Origin of the sequence: Bacillus sp. FSL K6-1338 (genome assembly GCF_038006965.1) — a bacterium.
Lineage (GTDB): Bacteria > Bacillota > Bacilli > Bacillales > Bacillaceae_G > Bacillus_A > Bacillus_A thuringiensis_S.
In genome coordinates this window covers 2,350,434-2,371,893 of the sequence record NZ_JBBOWI010000001.1, presented here as the reverse complement: position 1 = coordinate 2,371,893, position 21,460 = coordinate 2,350,434, and the positions used below count along the sequence as shown (strand labels likewise).

The following is a 21,460-nucleotide window of genomic DNA, read 5'->3' as shown; positions in this document are numbered from 1 at the left end:
TATCCCCTTAAAAAGTAATGCTCTTAATATATTCATTATTCCCTACACTTGATATGCATGCAGGTATTGGTCTCTCCTTTTCGTTCATTGCGTTGCATCTTTTGCGCTCTCTACTTTTCAGTTAATGAAAGGGATGTTTCTTTTATCTCTTCAAATTCATTTAATAGGTACTTAGCTATCTTTTCAACTGCGGGGAAGTCTACTATTTCCTCATGTGATCCAGGGACAGAATACTTATTTACTCTTCCTTTTAATAAAGGTCCCCAATCTGTAAACAACTCTTTTCCTTCCTCAGCACTAAAGTAGAGAACTTCTCCAGAGTATGGTATTAAATCATGCTCTGCCATTATATTCAGGCATTTCCTATGAGCATTGATAACTTGCTTCAAATTGATAAGATCTGCATCAGGCGGGAGTACTCCTTCCATAATTAATCGCTCTACAAGCATATCTTGTTTATGGAAGAGGCCTTCTTCCTGCTCAGTAAAATCTCTAGGAATGAAATGCTCATATATATATGAGAGCATATCCTCCGTTGTTTTATAGTCCTGCTCTGAAGGTACTTTAGTATCCATTAGTATCAACAACTCAACTTCCTCACCTTGACTCCTTAGTACAGTTGCGATTTCATAAGCAATCGCACCGCCTAAAGACCATCCTCCAAGACGATATGGACCTTCTGGCTGAACACGTTTTATTTCTTCGATGTAAAGTTGAATTACTTCCGGCAAAGTTAACTCGTCAATTTCTTTCTTTTCTATAAGAGGATTCTGTAAACCATAAAATGAACAATGGCTCTTAAGCAATCTTGCTAGTTGAATGTAACAGAATACATTCCCCATAAACGGATGAACGCAGAAGAAAGGTCTTTTCTCTGATTCTTGTAGTGAAACTAGCGCTGCTACTGATTTCGTCATATCATGCTTATCACGAATAAGGCATGCGATTCCTTCCACTGTTGGATTCTTAATCAATGTAGACACCTTAATCTCTTTTCCAAACTTCTCCCTAATTTTTGAAACTAATTTAATTACAAGGAGAGAGTGTCCTCCTCTATTAAAGAAATCATCATTTACATAAACATCTTCTATCTGTAACACATCCTGCCAGATTTTAATCAACTGATATTCAATTTCATCCCTTGGAATGATTGGTGTAGAGAAGTTATTTTCTCTTAAAATAGTTAAATTGTTCAATGCCTTTCGATCAACTTTGCCATTTGTTGTAAGAGGAATCTCGTCTACCTTAATAAAGTGAGCGGGAACCATATAATTTGGTACTTGTGTCTTGAGATACTCACGCCACTCATGCATACTAACATCTCCAACTACATAAGCAACCAATCTCTGCTCTCCTAATTTATCCTCTGTTACCAAAACTACTGCTTCTTTTACCAATGGATGCCTCTCTATACTCGCTTCAATCTCTTCAAGTTCAATACGAAAGCCCCTAATTTTCACTTGATTATCAATTCTTCTCAAGTAATCTAAATTACCATCAGGTAAATAACGAACCAAATCTCCCGTACGATATAAACGTTCTTCTTCATTAAATGGATGACGGATGAATCGCTCTGCTGTTAATTCTGGGCGATTCAAGTATCCTCTCGCTATACCTGCACCCCCAATATATAGCTCACCTGTTACACCAACTGGAACAGGTAACAAATTTTTATCTAATACATAAGTTTGAACGTTCGGCAACGGACGGCCAATTGTTACTCTCTTACTATCTTTTTTGATATGATAGCATGTTGCATCAACCGTACATTCTGTAGGACCGTATACATTATAAAAATCAATTTTTTCTGTCTCTACTAGCTGTTCCCATAATGACGGCATAATTGCTTCACCACCGACTAATATCTTACTTGGTACATGAACATCAGCACTTATTTCTAGCAATCCTCCATCTATAAGTAATTGAAGTAATGAAGGTGTCATATCAAACATTTCCAATTTATTCTCCCTAATATAGGACACAAATTGTTCCGGATTAGTGCGAACTTCACTTGGGATAATATATAAACTTGAACCATAAAGCAACATTTGTAATTGCTGAATAGATACATCAAAGGCAATTGACGCATTCAAACCGACGCGCATATTACTAGGTATGTCATGTGAGAAAACTTCTTTTTGTAAACCATAGGATAGGTTTATTACAGAATGGTGCTGTACTAAAGCCCCCTTTGGATTCCCTGTCGAACCAGAAGTATAGATAACATACGCTAAGTTTTCCCCTGTTACCTCACATATTGGTGAAAGTTTGCTTTCTTGAGAAAGCATTGCTTGGTCCCTATCTAGGCAAACTGTCTTGATGTCTTTAGGTATCCATCCTAGTAATACCTCATTTGTAACTAAAACTTTAATTCCCGTGTCTTGTAAAATATATTGCAGGCGGCTTTCTGGATTCGATGGATCCAATGGAACATAGGCTGCTCCAGCCTTCCAAATTCCCATGAGACCAACAATCATCTCAACTGATCGATCAAAGCAGAGGCCAACTAATGACTCTGTCCCAATTCCACATTTCTGTAAATGATGGGCTAATTGATTAGCTCTTTCATTCAGCTCTCGATATGTTAGTTGCTGTTTTTCATCTACTACTGCCAACGCGTCAGGTGTACGATTTACTTGCTCTTCGAATAGTTGATGAATTACATTTTGACGTGGATAGGATATAGTATTATTATTCCATTCTTCCAATAGCTTTCTTTGTTCAGCTTCCGTAATATATACTAGCTCCGATAGATTTTGATCAATGTTTTTGAGCATTTGCATTAACACTTGGTGTAAATGACCCAGCATTCGTTCAATGGTTACTCTATTAAACTTACTACGGTCATACATTAACTTTAACGATAACTGGATTCCTGGAACTACAGCTAACCCTAATGGGTAGTGGGTTTGTTCTACCCCTTCCAATTCACCAATTTCCAGATTTTCTGAAGACTCCTCTTTCACTGGATAATTTTCAAACACATATAAACTATTGAACAGCGGTATTCCTCTAGGAACTTCACTCCACCCCTGAATCTCTGTCAAAGAAGCATACTCATATTGTCTTCTTTCTATCTCTTCCTCTTGTATCTTCTGCAACCAATCTATTAATTTTATATCATCCATCAATTGAATTCGCGTCGGTGACGTTGTAATGAAAGGACCTACGATGTTTTCAACATCAATAATCTCCGTAGAACGCCCTGAGCTTGTTACACCAAAAACAATGTCATTTTCTCCACTATATCGGCTCATGAGATATGCCCATGCCCCTTGAATTACTGTACTCAAAGTAAGTTTATTGCGTTTCGCCCATCCTTGTAACGCTTGAGTCTGCTCTTCTGATAAATACGTAACCTTCTCTGTGTAACCTTTTTCTTCCTCTTTACTTTCTAAGCCCAGCAAAGTTGGCGCAGTAAAACCTTTTAGCTTCTCTCTCCAGAATTGTTCCGCCTGCTCCTTATCTTGTTCTCTTAACCATTGGATATATTTCTTATATGGTGAGGACTTAGGTAACTTCACAGCTTCTCCATTCATTCTCTTCTGATAGACTGTAAGTAATTCATTAAAGACCAATGGTAAACTCCATCCATCCAGTAAAATATGGTGATGGGTCCAAACAATCCGATATTCTTCCTCACCTTCTTGAATGACTGTTACCCGCATCAATGGTGCTTCATCAAATTGGAAGGCTTGTTTTCGATCTAATGCCAAAAAGACTTTTCTTTTTTCCGCTATCTCTTCACTTGTCATTGTACGCCAGTCTTCTTTGTTCACTTTAAATGGGATATTTTCATACACCACTTGTACAGGTTTTTCAATTTCGTCCCATACAAATGCTGTACGAAAAATTTCATGCCGCTGAATTACAGATTTCCACGCCTGCTCAAAAGTAGGAATATCCATTTCCCCTTGAATCATAAAACTCAATTGCACTATATACGGTGCAACATGTTCATCCCCTTGATCATGCAATGTGTGGAAAATCATACCTTCTTGCAAAGGTGATAGTGGATATAAATCAGTAATCTGATTGTTCTTTCCACGATGCATTTTGTTTAGTACATTTGTCAAACCTTCTTGGCTAAGATTAGCCATTGCAAAATCCGAAATGGTCAGTGCAGATTCTCTATCTGAAGATTGAATCAATCTACTCAGTTGATATAGCATATTCTGTGCAATACTTTGAATCGTTGATTTGGCAAATTGTCCAACATTGTATACCCAAGTGAACTGAAGTTTTCCATCCGTTACAACCCCAATTACATCAATTACATGCGATCGCTTGGAACCGGCAGCATGATCTAAACGCTTAAATTCGTTCTCTGGAATAAACATTGCATCGCTAGAAAACATTTGGTCAAATTGTCCAAGATAGTTAAAACTAATAGACGGTGTATATTGGGAGCTTAATGGCTCACACATTGTTGCGTTCATGTAACGCAACACCCCATAATCAACACCCTTATTAGGAATTTTGCGAACTTGTTCTTTAACTGCTTTTAATGCTGCAATTGGCGTATTAGCATTAGTAATATTTAAATGAACTGGGTAAATACTTGTAAACCATCCCACGGTTCTCGATAAATCAACATCTTCAATAATCTCTTCTCGACCATGTCCCTCTAAATCTACGCTTAATATCGGCTGTCCCGTACATGCTGCTGTAGCTTGTACCAATGCTGCTAATAATACTTCATTGATTTTGACACGGTGAGTGCTTAAAGTCTCTTGCAATAACATACGGGTCTCATTCTCGTTTAACACCACAGTAATTTCCTCAGTTACTGCGCTTACTGGATTACTTATAGTACCATCTACTGGCAGTATAACTACGTCTTGTTCAACCTGCTGCTCCCAGTAATGTAGCACTTCTTTTGATATTCCAGTTTCAGCGTAATGATGTAATTTCTCCGACCATTCTTTAAAAGATGTACTCTTCATAGGTAATTGAATTTTTTGCCCTTGGACCGCTTGCGTATATGCTGTTTGCAAATCTTCCAATAAAATTCGCCAAGAAACACCATCCACGGCTAAGTGATGAATTGTCCAAAATAATCGGCCAGTCTCCTCACCTTCATCAAAATACACCATTCTCATTAAAGGACCATCATGTAAATTCAATCTTTCTTGTGCAACATTAATCTCTTTTTGAATAACTTCATGCCAATCCGCTTCCGGCACTTCGTCTAATGAAATGACAGTCAGCATCAATTGTTCTTCAATTCCTTCATTCCACTGTTCCCAAGTCCCATTAGGTAAACGTTCATATCTTAAACGCAGGGCATCATGATGAAGTAGAAGGTTACCTGCCGCCTTTTCCAGTGATCCTATGTCCAATTTTTCTTTCGTTCTAAAGAACATGGATTGATTCCAATGATGTGGATTAGGATGATTTTGTGCAAAAAACCTTTGCTGAATAGGTGTAAGTATCGTCTCTCCAGTTATAATTCCTTGTTCAGCTTGTACACCTTGTTCTTCTTTGACTACTTGCGCCAACTCAGCAATCGTTTGGTGTTCAAATAGTTGTTTTGGTGTCAACTGTAAACCAGCTTGCTTTGCGCGAGAGACAATCTGAATGCTAAGAATTGAATCTCCACCAATTTCAAAAAAGTTATCATAAATACCAATACGTTTTGAACCTAGCACACGTTCCCAAATCATAGAAAGCTTATGTTCACGTTCATTTCTTGGGGCCGCGTAGCCTTCTTGTGTTCCTTGATAATCTGGTATAGGTAACGATTTCCGATCAACCTTTCCATTTATGGTTAGCGGGAATTCTTTCATTTCGACAAAGTAGGAAGGTATCATATGGATTGGCAGTTTTGTTTTAAGATACTCTCGCCATTCTTCTACACTACCTTCGCCCACTACATAAGCTACTAACCTCTTATCTCCCGACTGATTTTCCCTAACTATTACAACTACCTCTTTTACCAAGTCATGCTCTTGTAAAGTCGACTCAATCTCCCCAAGTTCGATTCGAAATCCTCTAATCTTCACTTGATTATCCATTCTTCCTAAGTAGTCTATATTACCATCAGGAAGATATCTCACAAGATCGCCTGTTCTATATAACCTCTCGCCTTCTTTGAATGGATGAGAAATAAATCGTTCGGATGTTAACTCTGGACGATTCAAGTACCCCTTTGCTAGACCTGCTCCTCCGATATAAAGTTCCCCCATCACACCAACTGGAACTGGAAACCTATTACTATCTAATACATAAGTTTGGACGTTAGGCAATGGACGCCCAATTGTTACTCTCTTACTATCTTTTTTGATATGATAGCATGTTGCATCAACCGTACATTCTGTAGGACCATATACATTATAAAACTGTATTTTATCAGTCTCTACTAGCTGTTCCCATAATGACGGCATAATTGCTTCACCACCAACCAGTACCTTACTTGGAACATGAACGCCATCGCACGTTTCTAACAATCCGGCATCTATAAGTAATTGAAGCAATGAAGGTGTTATATCAAAGATTTCTAACTTGTTCTCCCTAATATAAGCTACAAACTGCTCCGGATCACTTCGTACTTCATTCGGAATAATATACAAACTTGAACCATAAAGCAGCATTTGTAATTGCTGGATAGATGCATCAAAGGCAATTGACGCATTTAAACCGACATGCATGTTAGATGGTATCTCATGTTCGAAAACTTCTTTTTGTAAACCATGCGACAAGTTTAGTACAGAATGATGCTGTATCAAGACACCCTTTGGATTCCCCGTTGATCCTGAAGTATAGATAACATACGCTAAGTTTTCTCCTGTTACTTCACATTTTGGTGAAAGAATGCTTTCTTGTGAAATCATTGCTTGATCCCTATCTAGACAAACTATCTTGATTTCTTTAGGTATCCAGTCTTCCAATAACTCGTTCGTAACTAATACTTGAATTCCAGTGTCCTCCAAAATATATCGTAGACGACTTTCTGGATATGATGGGTCTAATGGAACATAGGCTGCTCCAGCCTTCCAAATCCCCATAATACTAACAATCATCTCAACTGAACGCTCAAAGCAAAGTCCAACCAATGATTCATTCCCAATCCCGCATTGCTGAAGATAGTGGGCCAATTGATTAGCTTTTTCATTCAGCTCTCGATACGTTAACTGCTGTTTTTCATCTACCACTGCTACCGCATCAGGTGTACGATTTACTTGCTCTTCAAACAGCTGATGAATCGTACTTTCCTGCGGATATGCTACAGCATCATTATTCCACTCTTCCAACTGTTTTTGCTGTAATCCTGTTAATATAGGCAACTTAGCTAATGATTTATCAGGATTCTCCACGATTACATTCAACCAGTTCCCAAAATGTTCAGCCATGGATTCAATAGTTAAGCTATCAAATAAATCAGTTCTATAAACAAAAGTAAGTAATAAACCCTCTTCCACTTCTGCAGCAGTTAAACTTAAATCAAACTTAGCGATTGGAGCATTACTTTCCATTACTTCTATATTTCTTCCATGTAGTTCTGGTAGCTTCTGTCCCGCATTTTGCAAAGTAAACATGGTTTGGAAAATCGGAGAATAGCTTGTATTTCGTTCAGGTTGGATAACCTCTACAATTTTCTCAAACGGAACATCTTGATACTCATACGCCTTCAATGCTTTTATCCGTACTTGAGACAACAACTCTTGAAATGCCGGTGCATTACTTAAATCAGCTCGATAAACCAATGTATTGACAAAGAAACCAATCAGTCCTTCAATTTCTTGATAATTTCGATTTGCAATTGGGCTGCCAACAATAATATCCGTTTGTCCTGTATAACGAGAAAGGAAACTTTGATACGATGCCAATAAGGTCATGAAAAGTGTGGCCCCTTCTTGACGACTTAGTTCGTTTAATTTGTCCAGTAATGAGCGCGATAACAAAACATTATGAGTTAATCCATGATGGTTTTGCACTGGCGGACGCGGACGATCCATGGGCAACATTAAGACTGGTAACTCACCAGATAATTCTTCCTTCCAATATGCAAGTTGTTGATATAGTACTTCATCTTTCAACCATTCTCTTTGCCACTGAGCAAAATCGGCATATTGAACTGGTAGTGGTTCCAGCTCTGCTTGTTTTTCACCAATCGCATTCTCATAAAATGCCATCCATTCTTGAAGCAAGATTTCCATCGACCATCCATCCGAGATAATATGATGCATATTACACAAAAGAACCCATTCTTCTTCTGAAATTCTTATGAGTTTCCCACGGAACAATGGCCCTTGTTCTAAATCAAATGGAGATTCGACTTCAGTTTGAATCCATTGCTCCAACTTTCTTTCTCGCTCCTCTAATGAAAGCTTAGTTAAGTCCATTTGCAGAAGCGGACGGAAAACGTACGGTTGAATCTGCTGCATAGGATGGCCATCCTCTTCATAAAATACAGTCCGCAAAGATTCATGACGCTCTATCAACTGATTCCATCCCAACTCCAATGCCTCAGGTAACCAATTCCCTGTAAGACGGCATGCCATTGGCATATTATAAAGTGCACTATTAGGTGCAAATTGATCAATAAACCATAAGCGCTGTTGGGCATAAGACAGTGGAATATTTCCCCCTCGTTCCATCGGCATCAATGGTGGAATTTCTCGTTTTTCGCTCCCCTTACGTAACTGATCTATTCGTTTCGATAATGCTTCGACCGTTGAATATTCGAACAGTTCACGTACTGGCAATTTGATTTGAAAGACTTCCTGTAAGCGTGAGACCACTTGTGTAGCAAGTAGAGAGTGACCACCGAGCTCAAAGAATGAATCCTGAACATCAATGTCTCTTATTCCTAGCACTTGACTCCACACTGAAGCAATAAGTTCTTCCAGCGGAGTTCTTGGGTATACAGTATTTTCAGCGGATTGTTCACTAAGTATAGGCAATGCCTTCAAATCAAGTTTTCCATTCGGTGTAAGTGGTAAAAATTCCATCTCAATAAAGTTTGTTGGAACCATGTAATTAGGTAAATGTGTTTGTAGATGTTCTCGCCATTCATGGACACTTCCTTCACCAACTACATAAGCTACTAATCTCTTATCACCTTGATTATCCTCTCGCACCAATACAACAGCTTCTTTCACAGAAGAATGCGCCTGCAAAACAGCTTCTATTTCTCCCAATTCAATCCGGAAACCACGAATTTTCACTTGGTCATCTATACGTCCATGGAACTGGAGATTACCATCAGAAAGATAACTTGCTTTGTCTCCTGTATAATAGAGACGTTCTCCTGACTTGAAAGGATGTGGAATAAATTTTTCCTTTGTAAGATCCGGACGATTAGCATATCCACGTGCAAGACTCTTCCCTCCAATATAGAGATCTCCAATTACACCAATTGGTACTAGCTGAAGATGAGAATCTAACACATAAACTTCTGTATTCGCAATCGGTCGACCAATCGATGGCGTACCTGTTGTCACTCCTACAGGTACATAACAATCTGTGGTAACAACGGTATTTTCCGATGGACCATACTGATTAATTACCGCAAAAGGAATATCGTTAGATGGATACTGTGTTAATTGATCCCCACCAGTAATGATAAAACGAAGATCCGTTTTATCTGGCCAAGATAATTTCAAGAGTCTTTCCAGAATAGGCGTAGGTGCAAAACTAGCTGTTATTCGTGAATCAATGAGCCAGTCCCTTAGTGCTTCTGGATTAATTCTCAGTTCCTCTGTTGACAAGTAGAGTGCTGCACCAGCAGTTAGATACGGCCAAATCTCCTGGACAGCCGAATCAAAAGCAACCCCTGCAATCTGAGTCGCACGATCCTCTGCTGAAATACGATAAACTTCTTGATGCCAAGAAACCATATTCATTAATGAGCGATATTCAACCATAACACCCTTCGGTTTTCCTGTAGAACCAGAGGTATAGACAATATAGGCTAAGTTCTCTGGATTTATTTGACGTGTAGGTGCAATTACGCTTTCCACCGTTAATTCTTCTAACCTCACCATTTCGACGTGTGCGAAATGTCCTTCTTGTACTTCCGCCGTCACTACAAATTGAATTCCTGCATCTTCAATCATGTATTCTAACCTTGATTTTGGATACAACGGGTCTAAAACAACATAAGCTCCACCAGCTTTTAAAATGCCTAGTAAACTTGCCATTAGCTCTGCTGACCTCGGAAGATAAACTCCCACCACTGACTCTGGGGCTACTCCCTTTCGCTGTAAAACATTTGCCAACTGATTTGCTTGTATATCCAGTTCACCATAAGTCCACTGTTTTGTTTGATCAACTATCGCAATCGCATCAGGACGCATTGCTACTTGCTCCTCAAATCTTTCGCAAATAAGACCCTGATGGGACATTTCCATTACAGTGTCATTCCATGTTTCTAATAACAAATTACGCTCGGGTTCCGATAGCATGCTCAGGTCATGCAACGGATTTTGTGGGCGATGAGAAACTTCATATAGCCATTTCTCAAAGTGTCCTGCCATCCGTTCAATAGTAGTAGCATTGAATAAATCCTTATTGTATTCAAAAGTAAAAAGTAATCCCTCTTCTGTCTCAACTGCCATCACACTTAAATCAAACTTTGCAATTGGACTATGGCTTTCTATCATTTCAATACTTCTACTAGATAACACCGGAAACTCTTGTTTCATATTTTGCAAGATGAACATAGTCTGGAAGATTGGCGAATGACTTGTACTTCGCTCCGGTTGCACAACTTCTACAATTTTTTCAAATGGGATATCTTGATATTCATACGCCTTCAATGCCTTTTGACGAACCTGATACAGTACATCTTGAAATGTCGGTCCACCACTCAAATTAGTTCGATAAACCAGCGTGTTAACGAAGAAACCAATTAGTCCTTCAATTTCTCTATAATTCCGATTCGCAATTGGGCTTCCGACCAAAATATCTTCTTGTCCCGTATAACGAGATAGAAAACTTTGATACGCAGCCAACAGCGTCATGAAGAGTGTAGCCCCTTCTTTTCGGCTAAGTTCATTCAATTTATCATGTAGCGTGCTTGGCAAAACTAGAGTGTATGTCGACCCGTGATGAGTTTGTATTGCAGGACGCGGGCGATCCATAGGAAGTTGGAGTACAGGAAGCTCCCCAGACAATTCTTCCCTCCAATATTGAAGTTGTTGATCAAGCACTTCCTCCTTCAGCCATCCTTTTTGCCACTGAGCAAAGTCGGCATATTGAACCGGTAATGGTTCAAGTTCCGCCACCTTTCCATCCGTTGCTTTCTCATAAAATGCCATCCATTCTTCAAGTAGGATTCCCATTGACCATCCATCTGAAATGATATGATGTAAAGTACAAAGGAGTATCCATTCTTCCTCTCCCACGTGCAAAATACTCGTCCTGATTAATGGACCCTCTGTTAAATCAAATGGCACTTCTGTTTCTTGTTGAATGAAACGTTTAACCTCTTCTTCTCGGTCTTCAGAAGAAAGCATAGTTAAATCCGTTTTCGGAATTGATTGAAAAGCATACGATTTAATTTGCTGTACGGGTTGACCATTCACTTCTTGAAAGACCGTCCGCAGTGATTCATGACGTTCTATTAGTTGATTCCATCCCGTTTCCAATGCTTCAAGTAGCCAATTCCCTGTAAGACGGCATACCATTGGCATATTGTAAAGGGCACTATTAGGTGTAAATTGATCAATAAACCATAAACGTTGTTGGGCATAAGATAATGGAATAGCTTCTCCTCGCTCCATCGGTATTAGTGGCGGAATCTCTCGTTTTTTATCTCCTTTACGTAGCTGTTCTAATCGCTTTGCCAGTGACTCCACCGTTGTATATTCAAATAGTTCACGTACTGGTAATTCGATTTGAAAAATTTCCTGTAAACGTGACACTACTTGAGTAGCTAGTAGTGAATGACCACCGATTTCAAAAAAGGAATCCTGCACACTAATATTTTTTATTCCTAACACTTGGCTCCAAACGGAAACAATGAGCTCCTCCACTGGTGTTCGTGATGAAGTAATATCTTCACTTATGAACTGTTCTTCTAATTCCAATAATGCTTTCCGATTCACTTTACCATTTGGAGTGAGTGGCATACCTTCAATTTGGAAAAAGTATGCCGGAACCATATAATGTGGTAATTGCTTCTTGAGATATTCACGCCACTCTCCAGTATCCCCTTCACCCACTACATAAGCTACTAACTGCTTATCTCCTGGTCGATCTTCCTTCACCAACACGACTGCCTCTTTTACAGATGAGTGATCATGTAAAGCTGCTTCAATTTCTCCCAATTCAATTCGGAATCCTCTAATTTTGACTTGGTTATCTATTCTTCCAATATATTCTAAGTTACGATCATTCATATATCTCACCAAGTCACCCGTTCGATATAATCGTTCCCCGTCCTTAAAAGGATGCGGAATAAAACGTTCAGTAGTTAAATCCGGTCGATTGAAGTAGCCACGTGCCAATCCTACTCCTCCAAGGTAAAGTTCCCCTGCCACACCAATCGGGACCACTTGTTGATATTGATCTAACACATACAACTCTGTATTATCAATCGGACGACCAATCGGAATAAGCATTGCCTCTTTTTCTAAATCACAATCGTAATAAGTCACATCCACAGTCGCTTCAGTAGGACCATACAAGTTAATTAACTTTGTTTGCTGAACATTGTAAAAGATCCCCTTAAACCGGCGAACCTGCTCAGTGTTTAACGCTTCTCCACTAGTAAAAACTTGAATTAAAGACGATACATCCCTTTTCGAATTATATAGTTCCATATAATCTAAAAAAGTAGATAACATCGACGGAACAAAGTGCATGGTGGACACACGATATCGTTCAATATACTCCTCAATCACCGCAGGATCTTTCTCTCCTCCTGGTGGAAGTAAACAAACACGTGCTCCTACAAATGACCACCAAAATAATTCCCAGACAGAAACATCAAATGAAAACGGTGTCTTTTGTAGGATTGTATCGTCCTCGGACAATGGGTATTTTTTCTGCATCCACTGTAGACGGTTGATAACGGAATGATGTTCAATCATTACCCCCTTTGGATTTCCCGTCGAACCCGAAGTGTATATAATATAGGCTAAGTTATTTGCTGTTACTCCACTCACCGGAGCTAAATTACTCTCTTTAGAAATCATTACTTGATCCCGGTCTAAACAAATTGCTCGAATATCTTTAGGTAACCAGTCCTGTAGTGCCTCTTTTGTTAACAGCACTTGAATTTGTGAATTCTCCAAAATGTATCTCAGGCGGTTTTCGGGATAACTTGGGTCCAGTGGGACATAAGCCCCACCTGCTTTCAAAATCCCAAAGAGACCAATAATCATATCAGGAGAACGTTCAATACATATACCCACTAATGATTCAGGTCCGATACCTCGTTTTTGTAGAAAATGTGCCAATTGATTCGATTTTTCATTCAGTTCTTGATACGTTAGCTTTCCACCCTCATAAACTACCGCCACTGCATTAGGTGTCCGTGCAACTTGCTGCTCAAATAGCTCATGAATCATACAATCATGACCATAAACTACGTCCGTATCATTCCATTCTTCTAGGAGTTGTTTTTGCTCAGTATCCGATAACATTGACAGCTTTGTATATGATTCATCTGGATGATACGTGATTTCATTTAGCCAGTTCTCAAAATGTCCTGCCATACGTGCAATGGTACTACTATCAAATAAATCCGTGTTGTATTCAAATGAGACGAATAGACCTTCTTCCACTTCATAGGCAGTTAAGCTCAAATCAAATTTAGCAATAGACATATTACTTTCTACCATTTCAATACTTCTATCAGGCAAATCTAGTCGTTCTTGTTTTATATTTTGTAGCGTAAACATGGTCTGAAATATAGGGGAATGACTCGTGCTTCGTTCAGGTTGCACAGCTTCTACCACTTTTTCAAATGGTATATCTTGATATTCGTAAGCTTTTAACGCCTTTTTCTTTGTTTGGTTCAAAATCTCTCGAAAAGTAGGGATGCCACTCAAATCTGATCGGTAAACCAACGTATTAACAAAGAAACCAATTAATCCTTCTACTCCCTTATGGTTCCGATTTGCAATCGGACTACCAACTAGAATATCTTTTTGTCCCGTATAACGAGCAAGAAAGCTCTGGTATGCGGCCATTAAAGTCATAAATAAAGTAGATCCTTCTTGTCGACTTATATCCTTCAATTGACTAAGCAATTTATAAGGAAAAATTACGTGATGCGTAGCCCCAGAGTAAGTCTGCTTAACCGGTCGAGGTCGATCCACTGGCAGTTGTAAAATAGGAAGCTCACCAGATAATTCTTCTTGCCAATACGTAAGCTGACGATTTAGCACATCACCTTGCAACCACTCCTTTTGCCACTTCGCAAAGTCTGCATATTGAATGGATAATGAACTTAATTTAGCAGGATTTCCGCCCGTTTCTTCTTCATAGAAAGCAAGTAATTCATTCATGAATATACCAATGGACCAAGCATCAGAAATAATATGATGCATCGTACACAGTAATAACCATTCATCCTTCTCTAATTGAACAAGCTGATTACGAACTAAAGGACCATTCATTAAATTAAATGGTTCTTGCGCTTCTCTCGCAATTAAACTATCTACCTCTTTTTCTTTTACTTCTAGAGGAAGTTGAGAGTAATCTCTTACAGGTAATGCTCTAGGAAGGAATTCGACAATTTGTTGCACAGGTTGTTCTCCTACTTCTTTAAAAACAGTTCGTAATGATTCATGGCGTTCAATGAGTCGATTGAATCCCTTTTCTAATGCTTCAGGTATCCAATTTCCTTTTAGATGCCATACCGTTGGAATATTATATAAAGAACTATTTGGATTAAATCTGTCCATAAACCACAAACGTTGTTGTGCATAAGACAACGGGAGTGCTTCTTTATTCTCCTTTTTTTGCATTTGCTTCTGAAGCCATGCTCTCTTCTCAGGAGAAAGTGAACTCAGCTTTGCAAGTAAATCACTTCTCATTTTTTTACCCCTTCCTCAATCAAATTACTCTCGAATATCCCTTGTGCTTCTTCCTCTGATAGCTCTTCTAATTGCTTAAGTAGTTCCAGTAATTCTTCATCATTACTCACTTCTGCTTCCTTTTGAATATAGTCTTGAAGACTTACATTCTCCTTACTACCATTCTGCATTTCTTGATTTTTGTTATCGAGCAATTGATCAATCTGTTCTGCCAATTGCTCCACCGTATGAAACATAAATAAATCATGCAATGGTATGTCGATTGCAAAAGCCTCTTTAAGATTAGAAACAGCTTGCGTAGCAAGTAATGAATGGCCACCAATTTCAAAAAACGAATCCTGAATTCCGATGTTTTCCATACCTAAAACTTCATGCCATATCGAAACGATTGTTTTTTCCGTAGACGTACGAGGAGCAATATAACCACTTGCTATCTCCTGTTTCTCTGGTGCTGGTAAAGCCTTCCTATCAATTTTCCCATTAGGAGTGAGTGGAAATGCATTTAATCCAACAAAATAGGCTGGGATCATATAATTTGGTAGTTGATCCTTGAGATAATCACGCCACTTTTGAGCATCTCCGTCTCCTACAACATAGGCAATCAAACGTGGGTCGCCAGGATAATCTTCCCGCACCATCACAATAGCTTCGTTAACTAGTGTATGCCTTTGTAATATCGCTTCAATTTCTCCTAGTTCAATCCGGAACCCACGAATTTTCACCTGATGATCGATTCGCCCAACATACTCCAAATTTCCATCCGGCAAATACCTTACTAAATCTCCAGTCCGGTATATTCGCTCTCCTTCTTTAAACGGATGCGGTATAAAACGATTTTTCGTTAAGTCAGGGCGCTTTAAATATCCACGTGCTAATCCTGATCCACCAATGTACAACTCACCAACTACACCAATTGGAACCATTTTTTGTTCAGCACTTAGTACATATACTTCTGTATTGAATATTGGTTTACCAATCGGTGGGACCCTATGCATGACACCCTTTTCTAATTCCATATACGTGGAATACGTAGTATCTTCGGACGGTCCATATAGGTTGTACACCTTTTCAATCGTATTTCTCTCGTATAAATCTTGAACAAGCGAATATGGCAATGGTTCTCCAGCCAAATTCATCACCTTTACCGAAGAAGGTATTGTTTTTGCTCGAACCAGTTCCTTTGCTGCCGATGGCACAGTATTAACCAAAGTCACACCTTTGGAAGACAACTTCTCTAGATGTAGAGCATTTTCAGTGACAATCACCTTACCACCCATCGTTAAGGGAACAAATACTTCAAAAACGGATAAATCAAAAGATAGCGAAGTTGAAGCTAACACTCCCGCTAATTCCTTTCGGGAATACGTGTGGTGCGCCCAATGAATCATTGTTACTGTATTCCTGTGCTCAATCATTACTCCCTTTGGATTTCCAGTGGAACCTGAAGTATAGATAATATAGGCTAAGTTATCGCCCGTCACTTCACTCGTACATACCGTAGTTACTTCTTGTTCTATTTCTGCTCGATTACGATCAATACAAATCACGTTGACGAATTTAGGTATAACCATTTTTTGTTGTAACTTTTCCTGCGTCACCAGTACCTTTATTTGAGCATCTTCTAAAATGTACTGCAGTCGACTTTCCGGATACGCTGGATCAATTGGGACATATGCCCCTCCCGCCTTCATAATTCCTAAAAGACCGACAATCATCTCGGATGAACGTGTAACGCAAACCCCAACTAATGATTCGCATGTTACACCATTTTTTTGTAAATAATGTGCCAACTGATTCGAGCGTTCGTCCAACTCTCGATATGTTAGTTCTTCATCTTCGCACACTACTGCAATTGCTTCTGGTGTTTTTTTCACCTGTTCTTCAAACATTGTATGAATCGTACTTTCTTCCATATCTATAACACGCGATTTATTCCATTCCTCTAGTAGTTGCTTATATTCTACTTTCGATAACATATTCAGTTCTGATAGTACACATTTTGGATGAGAGACAATTTGATTTAACCAATGTTTAAAATGACTTGCCATACGTTCAATGGTTGTATCATTAAACAAATCAGTATTATATTCAAAGGTTAGTGATAATCCTTCTTCCGTCTCAGAAGCAAATAAACTCAAATCAAATTTGGCAACAGAAGCATGGCTTTCCATGAGTTCCATTTGTCTTTCAGATAGCTGAAGAAACTCTTGTTTCGTATTCTGTAAAGTAAACATAGTTTGGAATATTGGTGAATGACTTGTATTCCGTTCAGGTTTTACGGATTCTACCACTTTCTCAAATGGGATGTCCTGATACTCGTATGCTTTTAGCGCTTTTTTTCTTACCTGCGACAAAAGTTCTTGGAACGTCGGATTTTCACTGAAATCAGCTCGATAAACCAACGTGTTTGCAAAGAATCCTATTAATCCCTCAATCTCTTTCACATTTCGATTAGCGATTGGGCTTCCAACTATAATGTCGTCCTGTCCTGTATAACGAGAAAGGAAGCTTTGATACGCTGCCATCAATGTCATAAATAAAGTGCATCCTTCTTGCAGACTTAAATCTTTGAGCTTTTCCTGTAGGGAATTCGCCACTATTAAGGACTGACTTGCACCACGATGGGTTTGAACTGCAGGTCGAGGACGATCCATCGGTAATTGTAAAACCGGTAGTTCCCCAGATAATTCTTCCTTCCAATATTGAAGGTGCTGATTCAAATTCTCCTCTTTTTGCCATTCCTTCTGCCACATGACAAAATCTGCATATTGGATAGATAACTCCTTCAATTCCACTGGTTTTCCGGTTAGTGCTCCTTCATAAAAAGCCATCCATTCTTCAAGTAAGATTCCCATTGACCATCCATCTGAAATAATATGATGCATCGTACAAATGAGAACCCATTCTTCCCTGTCCACTTTCAATATTCGTGTTCGAATCAGAGGACCTTGTCCCAAATGAAATGGTTCCTCCGCCTCGTTTTGAATAAGGCGTTTCATTTCTCTTTCCCTATCTTCCAAAGAAAGATCTGTTAGATTCGTTTGAGGAATATGTCTGAACACATGAGATTGAACCTGTTGAAAAGGTTCATCCTCTTGTTCTAGAATTGTCGTCCTTAATGATTCATGACGCTCCAACAATTGATTCCATCCGACCTCCAATGCTTCAATTGACCATTTACCTGTTAAGCGACACGCTGCATGAATATTGTACATCGCACTATTTGGCATTAATTGATCAATAAACCATAGACGTTTCTGCGCATAGGAAAGTGGGATAACTTCTTCTCGTTTCATAGGTACAAGAGGAGCAACCTCTCGTTCTTTATCTTCTTTTCGTAACTGATCCACTCGTTTCGCCAATGCTTCCACTGTATCGTGCTTGAAAAGTTCACGTAATGGAATTTTAATTTGGAACAGTTCTTGTAACCGAGAGACGATTTGAGTAGCAAGTAGTGAGTGCCCACCACGTTCAAAGAAGGAATCCTGAATACTAATATTTTCTATCCCTAACACTTGACCCCAAACCGAGGCAATAAGCTCTTCTGATGGCGTCCGAGGTAGAACATTTAAATCTCCAATAGCTTGCTCATCAGGTATTGGCAAGGCCTTTCGGTCAATTTTCCCATTCGGAGTAAGCGGGAAGTGTTCTAACTCTACAAAGTGCGCTGGAATCATATGATTCGGTAATTGTTTTTGTAAATACTCTCTCCACTCCTCGGTATTTTCATCGCTTATTACATATGCAACCAATCGTTGATCACCTGGACGATCTTCTCTAACTAATACGACAGCCTCTTTAATAAACGAACATTTTTCTAAAGTGGCTTCAATTTCTCCTAATTCAATCCTAAAACCACGCATTTTGACTTGATGGTCCATTCTACCTATAAATTCTATATTTCCATCAGTTAGATATCTTACTGAATCTCCTGTTCGATATAGTCGTTCCCCCAATTGGAATGGATGCGAAACGAATTTTTCAGCAGTAAGATTCGGACGATTTAAGTATCCACGTGCTAAACCAGCACCACCAATATATAACTCACCCTCAATTCCTATTGATTGCAAGCGTTGATTTTGGTCTAATACATATAATTGCGTGTTCTGTATTGGCTGCCCAATAGAAACAAATTCTTGATTAGGCTGAATATCAAATGCATTCACATAAATAGTGGCTTCAGTTGGTCCATAAAAGTTGGTTAATTTCACTTGTCCACTATAATTCCATTTCTGTTGAAATCGTCTAACTAACCCTGAACTTAGTTCTTCTCCACCAGAAAATACATGGCGTACGGACGAACAATTCATGTTCAATTCAATACGATTGAAGTGATCTAAGAAAACAGATAACATTGAAGGTACAAATTGAACTATAGTAACCTGATGTTGTTTAATCACTTCAGCTATAATAGAAGGATCTTTTTCTCCATCTGGAGGTAGGAAAGATACACTGGCACCAACGTGAATGCCCCAAAACAATTCCCAAACAGAGACATCAAATGAGAATGGCGTTTTCTGCAAGACCACATCCTTTTCAGAAAGCGGATATTTATGTTGCATCCATTCTAGATAATTAATTACTGAATGATGCTCAATCATTACTCCCTTTGGATTCCCTGTAGATCCTGAAGTATACATAACATACGCTAAATTTTCTCCTGTTACACCACTTATACATGGGGTTGATTCTTCTTTTTCAATTGCAGTGTAATCTTTATTCATACAAATCGTTTCTATATTTTCAGATACAAACAAATTTTTAGAATTCTCTTCCGTCACTAGTACTTCGATTCCAGCATCCTCTAATATATATCGAAGCCGACTCTCTGGATAAGTAGGGTCAAGTGGAACATACGCTGCTCCTGATTTTAGAATACCTAATAACGCTATCATCATTTGTAATGAACGTTCCATATATACTCCAACTAGAGACTCTGGGCCTACACCATGCTTTTGTAAATAATGAGCTAGCTGATTTGCACGCTTCTCCAACTCTTTATATGTAATTTGTTCATTTTCGTAACTAGCCGCGATTGCTTCCGGTGTTTTTTTAACTTGCTCCTCAAACATCGTATGAATCATGCCTTCAGCCGAATAATTAACTTGAGTATGATTCCATTCCTCTAGTAACTGTATCTGTTCTTCTTCTGTTAAATGAGTAATTTCAAATAGTTTTGAATCTAGGCTCTTCGTCATCTGAATTAATATTTGCAATAAGTGATTCTGAATCAGATTTATTGTTTCTTCATTAAAATAGCTTCGATCATACATCAACTTTAAAGTAATTTTCTTACCGGGCATTACAATGAGTGTTAAAGGATAATTTGTTTGTTCCGTGCTTGTAACATCTAGTAATCTTAAATCATCATTTCTCTCACCTTGAATTGGATAATTTTCAAACACATACAAGGTATGAAATAAGGAGCTATTTCGCGGAACCTCACTCCAGCCTTGAATATCTATCAACGAATTATACTCATACTGTCTTCGTTCCATTTCTTTCATTTGTATTTTACGAAGCCAATCTACTACTGATGTATTATCCGTTAATCGAATTCTGGTAGGTAATGTGTTAATAAATAGCCCCACCATATTCTCTGCTCCCATTAAATCAGTAGGACGCCCAGCGCTAGTTACGCCAAATACGACGTCACTGTCACCGCTATACCTACTCATCAAATAAGCCCATGCACCTTGTACTAACGTATTCAACGTTAATCGACTATTTCGTACCCACTCTTGTAAACTCTCAGTAAGTTCCTCAGATACTTGATAAGCACATTCTCCATAACCCTTCTCTTGTCCTTGTTCCTTTCTTTCCATTGCTAATGGAGTAGGTGCATAGAACCCTTTTAATTCTTCTTTCCAAAATTCCTCTGCTTGACTTTGATCTTGTTTATTTATCCATTGAATATATTTTTTATAAGGAAGAGGTTTAGGAAGATTCAACAATTCTCCCTTTATCATCTTGAGATAAACTTCCATCACTTCACTAAAGACCAATGACACACTCCATCCATCTAGCAAAATATGATGATGTGTCCAAATAATTCTCGTTTCCTCTTTTGCCTCTTTAATCGCAGTGACTCTCATCAATGGTGCTTCATCCAATAAAAATCCTTTTCTACGATCTACATTCAAAAACTGTTGTAATTTCTTCGCCCTTTCATCATGTGGATAGGTGCTCCAATCCTCTTCATGAATAGTAAAAGGAAGACGTTGGTAAACCGCTTGTAGTGGTTTTTCTACTTCCTCCCACACAAATACTGAACGTAAAACCTCATGTCGATGAATAACATATTCCCAGGCCTTTTCAAAAGTAGCAATATCCAATTGCCCCCCGAGCAAGAAGCCTACTTGTACAATATAGGAAAATGAATGTTCATCATCTTGATCGTATAAAGTATGAAACAGTATTCCTTTTTGCAAAGGTGATAAACCATATATATCAATAACGTCTCCCAT

General features: G+C 38.7%; 2 protein-coding genes. Both read right to left on the bottom strand.

Annotation, left to right across the window (positions count from 1 at the left end):
• Nucleotides 1-110: 110 nt before the first annotated feature.
• Nucleotides 111-14,993 carry a non-ribosomal peptide synthetase gene (locus NZ044_RS12205; RefSeq protein ID WP_118961934.1) on the bottom strand — a complete coding sequence of 4,961 codons (14,883 nt, stop codon included), beginning with the start codon at nt 14,991-14,993 and terminating at the stop codon, nt 111-113.
• On the bottom strand, nt 14,990-21,460 hold the full coding sequence (locus NZ044_RS12200; RefSeq protein WP_097825748.1) for a non-ribosomal peptide synthetase: 6,471 nt from the start codon (nt 21,458-21,460) through the stop codon (nt 14,990-14,992). Before NZ044_RS12200 ends, NZ044_RS12205 begins: the two co-directional genes overlap by 4 nt.